Below are 12,456 nucleotides of genomic sequence, written 5' to 3'. Positions count from 1 at the left end.
TGCGCAGGTGTATTTTTATTCGGTTTAAAATATCTATCATCTGAAAAAATCAGAAACGGATCATGATCATTTCTTGTTCTTTCCCTGTTCTACACTTTTGATTTCGTCCTGTGATGCACTCTTAAGTGCATAGGTATCAAATGCAGGAGAATCAGGGATGCGTACTTCTACACTCGTGACTCTGCAAAACTTTGCAGTTCCATCAGTCAGGCTGAGATCAAACACATGCCCGCCGTGTTTTTTATCCTCAGAGAGAAAGTGCAGATGCCATCCTGCAGCATTGATCCCATCCATATAATCGGGATAATACACACATACAAGAGTACCCTTGATGTTCTCAAAAATAAAAGCTTTCTGTGTAACACTCAGAGCATCCTTCAGTGTAACATGATGGGCCTTGGTACCTGATTCCGATCTTGCATCTACCTTTGAGAACTCACCGTCGATTCGTACCGAATACATGGAATTGAGACCAAAATCCTCTTCGATCCGAAGAGTCAGCCATTCTTTAAGCCGTTCTATAGTATCCATACGGTCAACAGTTTCTGACTTTTGCGCCTGAAAGCTGCATACGGATGCAAAGGGAACGCCTCTTTCATCCTCCGCGGGAACCACATCACCGTTGTTCTTTGCGCGATAGCATTTTCCGTCCAGAACTATCATTTCTCCATCCACATCTTCAAATGTTCCGAGCCCCATATTTCCATGACGAAGCAGTTCTTCGACAGTAACTACAGACTTTGAAAATCCAAGCGCCAATGCCTGTAATGTGGATATCTGATAATATTTTCCCATGTTATGATTAGACATAGTTTCCCCTTTCTTTCTGAGCAGGTAACTCGTTATTTGTTCTTCACGATCCTGAATTTGCTTATACAGATATTTTAGTAGCCATAAATATAAAAATAAAGACTGGTAATATGCATTGGTCTCGTTGAACATAAAAAGAACCACGACTAAACAGGTGAAAGGTCTGACAGAGTATAAGTGTGAAGATCAGACAGTAAGATTATCAGACAGTGGTTGTGACATTGGGGCAAGCGTCTCTTAACGGATGCGCTTTTTCTGATTGTATTTATCGATAAGGTATTTTCTGATTTTATGCTACTATAAGGATGCGCTGTATTTTAAAGCGTATAGATATTAAGGAGTGATTTTCGACATGACTACAAACAGCTATGAATCGGGACAAAAGAATTTTTTCATGGATATGGAACAGCACCAGACCGGATCTCAGGAATTTTTCAATCCCTTTATGCTTGAGTCTCTCGAGAGAAATTTCGGGCTTTCCAAGGTCGTGATCATGTATTTCGATACCCATGGAAAGTTCCTTTCCCAGACTGAAAAGATCGAGGGCAATATTTCAAATATAAACAGAGGTTCGAGACTTGACGGGAGCATGCAGGACAAAAGTGCGGCTTATGAAGATAAAGACATAGAAGGGGATAGCCATCCATATAGGTATTTTGAACCTGAAGATATAGTGAGACAAAAAATATATGAAGATGCTGTAAATGATCATCTCACCTACTTTGATATTGAACCGAGACTGTATCGTGGAACAGACATCGTTTTGGACTATAAGAATTCAGCCCATGTTGGTTTTCTTGAAAAGTATTTCGGGGCCCATTACAGCCTCACCATGGCCTTCGGTATCAATGCCTACATTCAGCTGGTATTCCTGAGGGATGAGGAAGAGGGAGACTTTAGCGACAAAGATGTGGAACATCTCCGGGATATATATTCTTATATAGCCACGGCTTACAAGAATTTCAAGAAGTACGAACAGGTAAAGATCATCTCGAAGATACAGGGGGAAATCATCGCTTCGGGAGAGAAGGCATATCTTATAACCGATGACTTCATGCATATACTTGATCACAGCAGTGAGGCTATGAGAAGACTTGAAGAGCTGATGGGGGGGAATCTCGGAAGCATTGACTCTGATACCCCGTGTAACTGGCTTCCTTTCCTTCTTGGAGTTTCCGAAGGAGACCACAGCGAAGTACATAACAGGACCATAAAGAATTATATTTACACCATACACGATTACAGACAGAGTTATTCAAACGGTATAGTGGATCTCTATCACTGGATCACCATACATAAGGAAACTCATGAGTCTGCCTCACAGGCAGATGTAGCCATGGATGCCGGAATCGCCAGTCTCAGTGCTCTTACAAAAACAGAACAGAAGGTGGCCCGCCTCATGGTCAGGGGATATACCTATAAGGAGATAGCGGCCTCTATGGTCATTAGTTACCACACTGTAAAGAAGCACGTTGAGAATATCTACGAAAAGTTCCATGTGAATAGCAGATACCAGCTGATGAAGAAGTTATGATACCCACTGTGTTTTTTTAATGGGGAAAAGTCTTCTTTGACTGATATATGACAAAACTCTTTAGTCTGACCATGCTGACATCTGCTGTCTTCTGACAAGATTTGCGAAGGCGCCGTTCTTTTTGATGAGTTCGTCGTAAGTTCCATGTTCGATGACTGTCCCGTCATCAAGCATGATGATGCGGTCGCACTTCTTCACCGTTGAAAGTCTGTGGGCAACCATAACGACCGTACATTTTTCCTTATATACGGACTCGAGGACCTTTGACTGAGAGACATTATCAAGAGCCGAAGTTGCTTCATCCAGTAGGAGAATGCTGGGATGGGAAGCAAATGCTCTTGCCAGAAGGATACGCTGCCTTTGTCCGCCTGAGAAACCTTTGGATCCGGATTCTGAAATTTCTGTATCCAGTCCCATCTGCAAGGTGTTTATATAATCCAGAATATCCGCTTTTTGGGCAGCCTCCACAGCAGTGTCCCTCGAAACCGGTACGGGACCAAAGGCGATATTGGAATATATGGTGCCCGGCATGAGACTGCTGAACTGAAATACAGAGCCCACGTGTTTTCTGTAGGATCTCAGGTTTATGGTACTGAGTTCATTTCCGTCGATATAGATTCCTCCGCCATCAGGTCTGAGAGCGCCGAGTATGAGCTTTAAAAGAGTGCTTTTTCCGCACCCGCTCTCCCCTACTATCGCAACTTTTTCGCCCTTTTTTACTCCGAAGGAAATATCCTTAAGGCAGCTTCTGCCGGTGCCTTCATAGGAGAAAGAAAGGTTTTCGATCCTTAGCTCTCCCCGGACATTTCTAAGGTAGGTTCCTCCCTCTACACACTCTATGTGCTCCTTCATGAGATCTGAAAGAGTTTCCGCCATGGGTTTCATGAGTATGATTTTTTCAAAGGATTCCATAAGAGATGAGCATGCGGTAACTATCAGACCATAAGCATTGATAAAAGCAAGATAGTCAGTGACATCGATTCCAAAGGGTATCACCATAGAGATCAGAATCACCGTTCCTACGGAAGAAACAAGGTCGGTTATGACGTCTTCCAGCTTTAAGATCACGGGCTTGTCCAGATCATACTTTAAAACTTTGCTGTAGCGTCTGACCCAGTTGGCATAAAGACGCCTTTCCGCACCGTTTCCCTTTACAGTCTGCACTCCTTTTATGGCTGTATATAAAAAGGAATCCGATTCCGTTTCTGCAGCAAGTGTGTTCCTGTCGTTACCTGCTTCGTATAAGGCTATAATAAAGGACAGAATGCAGCGTATAAAAAGAACGGTGAGGGCCGGCAATGCCAGTACCGCCGAAAAATCCTGCATCTGGAATATATAGGCCACAGAGAAAATAGCGGTAAAAAGAGAATCCAGTACAAATCCTGTAATCTGGTCACAAAGCCTCCTTGTGTTGCTTATCTGCTTTGCGAGATTACCCGTTGAATATTTTGTAAAGTAGCTTTGGGACAGGAGAAGGAGCCTTGCCATAACGGCGGCCTGAGTCTGGCCTGCGATTCGTTCTCTGGTTCTTCCCAAAAGGATTCCTTTTATGGCAGATATGGCGCTTCTTATGCATCCTGACAAAGAAAAAAGGAGTGCAAGTTCAATCAAAAGAGGGATTCCTTCTGAACCTTTGGGAACAACCTCTTTAAGAACAAGGGCATTCATTTTCGGGATCACCAGTCCGAGGAGGGTGACAGCTATACTTGCTGTCATCACCAGAATATAATCTCTGGGAGACAGTATATGAAGCATATATATAAGGAGGTGCCAGAGACTAAGCTTCTCACTGGGAAGAGGTCGGTAGATCGCATAGGCCTTTTGCTTCAGCGGTGTCTTATTTGTCACAAGATGTTTTTTTCCGTCCTTTGAACTGATGAATTTGTAGCCGAAAATGCCAGGTATCAGGGCAATGGCTGTACCGTCACATAAAAACCCCAGCATTAGATCGTTTCTTTTTTTCCAAGAAGGATCTTTAAGATCTGCTTCATCATACATCATTCCCAGAGGATCAAGAATAAGATCCATCATATCCTCCAGAGTGTCACATCCGTAAACTGCTTTTGCGCTGATATTGTATCTGTTTAGGATATAGTGGATGATATTTTGGGCAGCAGAAAGAGAATCGGCGCCGGAAGTCTCCAGATGATTTGTCATATTGAGATCTGCCTTATGCTCCGCGTCTCTGTCTCTTTCGTCTCTTTGAATAATAAGATTACTGAATATTCCCATAGCTTCTAAGCATTGACCAGCCGTTTATAAAGACCGTCCATCTCCATAAGTTCATTATGAGTTCCGCTTTCAACAATTCGCCCCTTTTCCATGCAGTAAATACGGTCACAGGATGCAACAGTGGAAAGTCTGTGGGCCGAAATGATACAGGTGGTGCCCTTTTTTCGTAAAGCTTCAAAAACCTTCTCTTCAGTCAGAGCATCAAGGGATGATGTGAATTCATCCAGCAGGAGCAGAGTGGGTTCCTTTGCAAGAGCTCTTGCCAGGTCCATCCTCTGGAGCTCTCCCCCTGAAAAATTTTTGCCGTTTTCAAGAACAGACCCGTAATATCCGTCTCGATCCCTCATTATCCGTTTATGGATCTGGGCCTCATTGGCGGCCATGATAACGTCATAATTTGCTATGGTGGAATCCCATAGGGTTATATTGGACATGATGGTATCCTGAAACGTCATTACTTCCTGATTGACCATTGCAAGAGATGAATGAAATACCACATCAGGAATGGCCGCTCTTTCTTTTCCCGAATATAGGATGCTTCCGGATTCGGGCTGATACATGTCTCCTATGCATTTAAGGAGAGTCGTCTTTCCGCAGCCGCTTTCTCCCACGATAGCGATGATCTCACCGCTTTTTACGGATAGAGATACATCCTGAATGGCGGGAGGATCACCGGCATTGTACCGGAATACAATATTCTTTACTTCCAGATTTCCGGGAAATTGTACCGGTTCTTCCTTTTCATGAAGAGGTATCTCATTTCTCAGGTGTCTGTTTTCGATGTCTTCGACCCGTTCTATGCTGGTTCTGGTGCTTTGAAGAGAGTTTACGGTCTGAACGCAGTTTGAGAGGCTTTTTCTCAGGTTTGCAAGAATTGACTGAAGTGCTGCCATCATTCCAAGAGTGAAATTCCCCTTTATGATGAAATACGCGCCTGCAAACAGTATCATGCCCTGCGAAAAGACGGAACGGAATCCGTTCAGAGCTGTGGATGCCTGTTTGATATTTATATTGTCAAAACGACTTTCGCGGTAAAGACGCTGTGCCTTGTTCCATCTTGAAAAAAAGACCCTTTCCACACCGCCGGCCTTGATGGTTTCAATGTTTCCAAGACCGCTTAAGGTGACGGAGTTCATGGAATTTGCACTTGTACTTAGAACTCTGGCCCGGTTTGCGATCTCAGACTGAAGGATACCGGACAGTATAAGATAGATTATCTCCACCAGAAGACAGAGGACGCCCAGCACAGGGTTAAACAGGAACATCTGAATACCATAAAGCAAGACCATCAGCAGATCCAGAAATCTTGGGACTATGCTTCTGATGAGAGACATGCTCAGATTCTTATTGGTGTCTATACGCTGCATCAGCTCACCGATGCTGTACTGCTCAAAAAACTGAAGAGGCTGGGCAAACAGCTTCTTAAAGAGGGCTGATTCAGATTTTGCAGCATTCAAAAAAGCTGATCTGAAGATGAAGAGAGTTTTTAAAACATTAACAATGGTAAGAAGGGCAAGAGACACATACATCGTGGCCAGAATAAGGCCTGAGGTATTTTGGAGCGGGGTCGGGAGCTTCATCATAAGCTGATGGTTTAAGGGCGAAGTAAATCCGGAAGCTCCTGTTGTATCTGATGCCATATCAAGCAGGATCCTCTGGCTGTTGATCATGATAAGATTCAGTACCACAGCGAGGATGTTAAGGATGATGACCTTTATAAGTACGGCCTCCATTCCCTTCATGCGCCGGAAGATAATATTAAATATCCGGGGCCTGGTTCCGCTTTTTAAAAAACCGTCACCGGGAACCATCCTTATCATGATGCCGGAGAATCTGTCTTTAAAAAATGAAAGAGGCAGGCATACATTTCCCTTTGAAGGATCCATGACATATACCCTTTCTCCGTCTATCTTTTTTACTATGCAGTAATACCTTTTCTTCCAGAAGGCCACCAGTGGGAAAGTCTGCTTACAGATGTCATCTTTTGAAATATTCAGAATTTCCGTATCCAGTCCGAACTGCTCTGCCATATCCGAAAGCTGTTCGGGAGTGGAACCGTTTCTGGAAGCCACTGTTTTTTCGCGCAGCTTTTCAAGGGGCTCGAATCTTCCGTAGGCCCCGAGCATGGAAGCTATCACAGCAATTGCGTTTTCGGCGGAATGCATCTGTATCGTTATAGGGATATTTATGTTCATGGTACATGTCCTCAAAAAATAACCATACACTTACCTTGTATTATATCAGTTGCGTCCTGTGATGGCTATCTTTACGGCATGAGCCGGCTATGATAAAATGGTAAAAAATAAGCTGTTGTAGTATATTAGAGCCGGTTTATACCGGCACTCCATGTTTATTCAGGGGGCATGAAAAGATGAATAATACAGCAACTGTTTTTGAAAAAATGCTATCTCCCGAGGTTCGGGATGCTTTCCTTTTGAGAAAGGAAGGTTCATATAACATAAGCCCGGAAGAACTTGCCGAATTAAAGGAGTATATCCTTTCAGATAAATGTAAAACGGATATAAAACGTCTCTGTAACCGTGATTTTTTTCTGTCCATACCTCACAGGACCTTACTTAAAAAGAAAAGCAGCCAGAAAAAAAGGACCATATACCGTTTTTTAGCTGAAGAGAAGATGCTCATGAAGCTCATGGCCTTTGTGCTTCATGATTATGATGATATTTATGAAGATTCGGTCTATTCTTTCAGAATCGGAAAGCATGTTTCCAGAATATTTTATGACATAAGAAAGAATGATCTGTGTAATACCAAATGGGTCCTGAAATCAGATATTAAAAGCTATGGAGACAGTCTTCAGCCCGGTATTCTTGCGGATATGCTTGATGCTTTATTTAAAGATACAGATCCGGATCTTTGCTGGTTTTTAAGGACACTTTTGATGAGGGGACGGTTTTATGCTGACGGCAGGCTCATGGAAGGTTCTACAGGAGCCCTTAGCGGATGTCCCCTGACCACATTTTTTGAGAATGTTTACCTTAAAGACGTAGATATGCTTATCAGGAAGGAATGCGATTATTACTGTCGCTATGCAGATGATATAGCGATTTTTTCATCGTCTCAGGAGGAGGCCAAAGGGATATACATAAAGCTTAAGGATCTGTTTTCAGAAAGAGGACTTTCATTTAATGAAGATAAAACAGATATACTTATGCCCGGGGAGAAATTTGATCTTCTTGGTTTTTCCATAGAAGGACGAGAGTATGATATATCAAAGCATTCTATGAAATCCATAATGTGGCGTATGAATCACAAAGCCAGAAAGCTGGTGAGGTGTCAAAAAAAGTATGGTTTGTCCAGAGAAGAGACCATGAAGAAAATGATAGACAGGATAGATATGTATTTTTTCGGAAGAGGACTTGATACCAACGAGCTCAACTGGGTTGACTGGTCCTTCAGGATACTGACTCGTTGTGACAGTCTCCGTAAGCTTGACAATTACTGTCAGGAATGTATACGCTATGTCGGAAGCGGAGGCAAGAGAACTGATTCCAAATACAGGGTCCGATATAAGACTATGCAAAGAATGGGATACCGTACACTGGTTCATGCCTTCTATCATGGTATCGATGAGAATGATAAAAGGATATAGATTTAAACTGTTTTTTTAACACCACCATCATAATGAAAAAACGGGCGGGTGCGCATACATATGCGCGTCTGCACAGAAAACAGCTCTTCGGCAAAAAACGGCTCGGCAGACGGCCGCTGTAAGGGTGTGTTTTTGACGGCACAGCCATTCAATGGAACCCCGCCCGTTTTTTGTGATATGGCACATCATTATGTCGGAAAACGACAGTGATGTGCTTATTCTTTTGGCTTGACAGAACTGTTTACATCCATTTGAAAATAAGGAACATTCCCTATATAAATAAGCAATAGGGGTAATATTAAATTCTGCCGTTTATGCCTAGAATATAACATAGTCAAGGGCAGGATCGGACATGTCTCGGGAAGAGATTCTTCGGCTGGAACTTGGCAAGAGTAAGGCTATGTAGGACACTCTCGAACGTATATGTAAAGGAATTGAAGGTAAACTAAGGATAGGTGACTAATTGAGTACAGAAGGAATTGTTTTTAATATTCAGAGATTTACCATACATGACGGACCGGGAATGAGGACAGAGCTTTTTCTCAAGGGATGCCCACTGAGGTGCAGATGGTGCAGCAATCCGGAGAGTCAGAAGCCCGGAATAGAACCGGGGCTTTATAAGAAAAAATGCATAGGACTGAAGCAGTGCGGTGCCTGCAAGGCAGTCTGTCCGAAGGATAATGTACTGCAGTTTTTCAGGAACAAGCCTGTGAGACTTGAAAGAGCTGATTGCCAGGGATGTATGGTATGCGGGGATAATTGTCCCTCGGACGCCATAAGAAGCTGGGGAAAGAAGATGTCGGTTCAGGAATGCATGGAGATTATTCTGAGAGACAAGGGTTATTATGAAGAGTCCGGAGGCGGAGTGACTGTTTCCGGCGGAGAGCCTCTGCTTCAGGCAGATTTCGTAAGAGAGCTGTTTAAGAGATGTAAAGAGGAGAACATTCATACCTGTTTGGAATCCACTTTTTCCGTTTCATGGAACGAGGTTGAAAAGGTGCTTCCCTATACGGACCTTGTGATCTCTGATCTTAAACTGATGAACAGCACCAAGCATCGCGTATATACCGGCGTTGGCAATGAGCTGATTCGCGAGAATCTGAAAAAACTTTCCGGACAAAATATAGATACCATACTGCGCATCCCTGTGATCCCACATATAAATGATGATGAAGAGAATATAAAAGCTTCTGCGGATTTCATTAAGGAAGAACTTAACAACAACATAGAGGTGCTGCAGCTTCTGAGCTTTATGCGCCTAGGTATCGAGAAGTATGAGTCTTTGGGACAGGAATATCCCATGAAAAATCTGAAGTTCAACCGCCCGAGTTTTCAGAGGCGGGTGGAAAAGATAGCAGAATACTTCAATGAGAGAGGCATTAAATGTCTTGTGGGTACCAGGACCGGAAAGTGACGGCGGATACAGTCTTCTGTGTTCATGTCCGGCATCCACAGCAGGATGTTGGACATGGTATTTCTTCAGTTGATGTTTCGTGATCAACTTTTCTCTTTTACATCATCATATATAGATATGCAGCGTCGGCTTTGCTTATCCATATCAAAGACCGGCGTTTCATCAGGAGGATATATATGACGGAGTATCATACAAATGCAAAGGGGACAGAACCCTTTGATCATCAGTGCCATCTGGGTTATGAGGTGCATCACAAGGACTGGTCACCCTTTCCGAGAATCAACTATCTGAGGCAGGAATTTCTGGATAAAAAATACTGGATAGACATAGAGCGGCTTCGTCTCGTGACGGAATCCTACAAGGCACATCCAAAAGCGCCTGCGAAGCTTCAGTGTGCATATGCCTTTAAGCACATCCTTGAAAATGTGACACTCTATATCTACGATCAGGAGCTTATATTGGGTGATAATGCCGCTCCCACGAAAGCGTCACCCATCTATCCGGAATTTTCCGTGAACTGGATACTTGATGAGGCAGTAAACCATCCTTTTGAAGACAGAGAGCATGATCAGTTCTATTTCAGAAGTGAAGAGGAGAAGCAGGAGGCCATCGAGCTTTGTAAGTGGTGGCAGGGCAGAACCGTTGCGGATGAAGTAGAGGGGCGTCTTGATGACGAACAGATCAAAGGCTCGGAAGCCGGGAAGAAGATCTTCCAGACCAATCTATATCATTACGCAGGCACCGGACATCTGGCCATAGATTACGGAAAGCTCATGAAGCTGGGTTTCAACGGGCTTATTGCGGAGGCAAAGGAAAAGAGAGAAGCATTATCAAGGAAGGACCCTGAGTTCTCCGATAAGAGAGATTTTTACGATGCCATGATCATAGAGCTTTCGGCATCGGTGGCATACATCGAAAGATATGCTGATCTTGCGGAAGAGTATGCGGAAAAAGAAAAGGATACAAAGAGGAAAGCAGAGCTTGAAAGGATGGCATTTAACTGTCATCAGATCGCAGGAGGTCCGGCGAGATCCTTCTGGCAGGCAGTACAGCTTTTTAACTTTGCAACGACCCTTATCACCATCGAAAGTAACGGTCATTCCATATCCTACGGAAGAATGGATCAATGGCTGTACCCGTACTATAAGGCTGACATAGATGACGGTGTGATCACCAAGATGCAGGCTCTGGAGATACTTGAGGATCAGTTCGTGAAGCTTAACAATCCGACGAAGCTCAAGGACTGGGGGTCAACCGCAGTAAGAAACGGTCGTGGCTTCGGAGGAGAAAGCCTCACCATAGGCGGCCTCGACAGGGATGGCAATGATGCCACAAACGACCTTACCTTTCTTGTTCTGGAAGCTTCAGAGCATACGAGGATGATGGTTCCATGGATCTGTGTTCGTTTATCGGAAAAGACACCTTATGAGCTTAAGGTAAAAACCGTTGAATGTATACGTGCGGGCTTCGGTCATCCAAAGCTTTTCAATGATGCACCTGCCATAAAGGCAATGCTCGGTAAGGGCATGTCTCTCGAAGAAGCAAGAGACTACTGCGTAGTAGGATGCGTTGAGCCTGACCTTCCGGGAGCAGAGTACGGATGGCATGATGCGGCTTATGTAAACACCCCGAAGATGCTTGAAATGGTCATCAACGGAGGAAAGTTCCTGGATTCCGAAGAGCAGTTCGGACCGGATACCGGAAGCCTCGAGACATATAAGAACTTTGATGAGGTTCTTAAAAGCATAGATAAGCAGTTCGACTACTGGTGCGACCAGATGTGTTCAAGTCTCAATATCATCGAAGCGGCTCATGAGCACAGAAAACCGATTCCATATGTATCGGCATTCTTCCAGAACTGCATGGACACAGGAAAGGATCTTACTGAGGGAGGCGCAAAGTATAACGGTATCGGTCCTCAGGCAAGCGGCCTCGGAACCTGCACCGATTCACTGGCAACTATCAAACAGCTTATGTTCGACGAGCATAAGGTGACAGGCGCGGAGCTCCTTCAGGCTGTAAAGGACAACTGGAAGGGACATGAGATGCTGTATGCTCTTGTGAACGGTTCCAAGGTTCATCACTACGGTAACGACGATGATTACGCAGATGAGCTTTTCAAGTTCATGTTCGATTGTTACACAGGTCATATCAGCGGTAGAAAGACCTACAGAAAGGGCGGACAGTTCAATCCGGGAGTATATTCTGTCAATGCCAATGTCGCCATGGGTATGGTGACCAATGCAACTCTTGACGGCCGAAAGATGGGAGAGGCCATCTCCGACAATATGGGACCTGTGCACACAGATGGAGGCTCCCATGATGTGATGGGACCGACAGCCCTGACAAATTCCGTATCGAAGGTTGATCACAGCAAGGCGGGAAACGGAACTCTCATGAATATGAAATTCCCTCAGGAGGCAGTTGCCGGAATAGAGGGAAGAGACAACATGATCGCATTTATCGACCAGTACATAAAGCATGGAGCCATGCATGTACAGTTCAATATCATGAGCTCCGCCACCATGAGGGCGGCTCAGAAGCATCCTGAAGACTACAAGGATATGCTGGTGCGAGTTGCCGGATACAGTGCGTACTTTGTAGAGCTCGGAAAGGCGCTCCAGAAGGATCTGATACAGAGAACTGAACTTAGTTTCTGATTAGCCGGGTATATGATTTTTAATATAATATGACGTGAGTGTCAAAAGTCGACATAGAATCGTTCCGCGCAGAGCGCTCTCACGATTCTCCCACATTCCGCACTCCCAGGCCGCTAAAGCGTCCTTCCATGCTCCATGTGTGGCGTGTCATGAAGTCTATCTCCTACTTTTGTGCAAGCACAAGTGGGAGATAGAC

At 44.2% G+C, this 12,456-nt stretch carries 7 protein-coding genes; 4 read left to right on the top strand and 3 right to left on the bottom strand.

Going from position 1 to position 12,456, the window contains the following annotated elements:
• Positions 1 to 66: 66 nt before the first annotated feature.
• The gene (gene budA, locus BXO88_RS13830) at positions 67 to 810 is read right to left on the bottom strand and encodes an acetolactate decarboxylase (protein WP_078038321.1); all 744 of its coding nucleotides are present in this window, start codon (positions 808 to 810) and stop codon (positions 67 to 69) included.
• A 352-nt stretch (positions 811 to 1,162) separates the two neighbouring features.
• Here budA and BXO88_RS13825 point away from each other — a divergent pair, with 352 nt between their 5' ends.
• Positions 1,163 to 2,344: a response regulator transcription factor gene (locus BXO88_RS13825; protein WP_078038320.1), complete on the top strand. Its 1,182-nt coding sequence runs from the start codon at positions 1,163 to 1,165 to the stop codon at positions 2,342 to 2,344.
• Between the two features lie 60 nt (positions 2,345 to 2,404).
• Here BXO88_RS13825 and BXO88_RS13820 read toward each other — a convergent pair whose 3' ends face one another.
• Together BXO88_RS13820 and BXO88_RS13815 are read right to left on the bottom strand one after the other, a co-directional pair.
• Complete coding sequence (locus BXO88_RS13820; protein ID WP_078038319.1) at positions 2,405 to 4,576, bottom strand: peptidase domain-containing ABC transporter; 2,172 nt, start codon at positions 4,574 to 4,576, stop codon at positions 2,405 to 2,407.
• 5 nt (positions 4,577 to 4,581) lie between these two features.
• Positions 4,582 to 6,771 (bottom strand): peptidase domain-containing ABC transporter, encoded by a 2,190-nt coding sequence (locus BXO88_RS13815; RefSeq protein WP_078038318.1) that lies wholly within the window; start codon positions 6,769 to 6,771, stop codon positions 4,582 to 4,584.
• Positions 6,772 to 6,947: 176 nt separating this feature from the next.
• On the opposite strand from BXO88_RS13815, the gene BXO88_RS13810 reads away from it, so the two are divergent.
• The 3 genes from BXO88_RS13810 (at position 6,948) to hpfG (ending at position 12,260) form a co-directional block, all read left to right on the top strand.
• Positions 6,948 to 8,186 carry a reverse transcriptase domain-containing protein gene (locus BXO88_RS13810; protein ID WP_078038317.1) on the top strand — a complete coding sequence of 413 codons (1,239 nt, stop codon included), beginning with the start codon at positions 6,948 to 6,950 and terminating at the stop codon, positions 8,184 to 8,186.
• A gap of 463 nt (positions 8,187 to 8,649) precedes the next feature.
• Positions 8,650 to 9,600 (top strand): (2S)-3-sulfopropanediol dehydratase activating enzyme, encoded by a 951-nt coding sequence (gene hpfH, locus BXO88_RS13805; protein ID WP_078038316.1) that lies wholly within the window; start codon positions 8,650 to 8,652, stop codon positions 9,598 to 9,600.
• 176 nt (positions 9,601 to 9,776) lie between these two features.
• On the top strand, positions 9,777 to 12,260 hold the full coding sequence (gene hpfG / locus BXO88_RS13800; protein WP_078038315.1) for a (2S)-3-sulfopropanediol dehydratase: 2,484 nt from the start codon (positions 9,777 to 9,779) through the stop codon (positions 12,258 to 12,260).
• The last annotated feature ends 196 nt before the right edge of the window (positions 12,261 to 12,456 follow it).

The organism is Oribacterium sp. C9 (genome assembly GCF_002007235.1).
GTDB lineage: Bacteria > Bacillota > Clostridia > Lachnospirales > Lachnospiraceae > Oribacterium.
Note: the sequence above shows the minus strand (reverse complement) of the source record. Positions and strands in the feature narration are given on the sequence as shown.

Excerpts from the sequence above, each read along its gene's own strand:
- budA (WP_078038321.1), bottom strand. The coding sequence starts at position 810 with ATGTCTAATCATAACATGGGAAAATATTATCAGATATCCACATTACAG.
- BXO88_RS13825 (WP_078038320.1), top strand. The coding sequence starts at position 1,163 with ATGACTACAAACAGCTATGAATCGGGACAAAAGAATTTTTTCATGGAT.
- BXO88_RS13820 (WP_078038319.1), bottom strand. The coding sequence starts at position 4,576 with ATGGGAATATTCAGTAATCTTATTATTCAAAGAGACGAAAGAGACAGA.
- BXO88_RS13815 (WP_078038318.1), bottom strand. The coding sequence starts at position 6,771 with ATGAACATAAATATCCCTATAACGATACAGATGCATTCCGCCGAAAAC.
- BXO88_RS13810 (WP_078038317.1), top strand. The coding sequence starts at position 6,948 with ATGAATAATACAGCAACTGTTTTTGAAAAAATGCTATCTCCCGAGGTT.
- hpfG (WP_078038315.1), top strand. The coding sequence starts at position 9,777 with ATGACGGAGTATCATACAAATGCAAAGGGGACAGAACCCTTTGATCAT.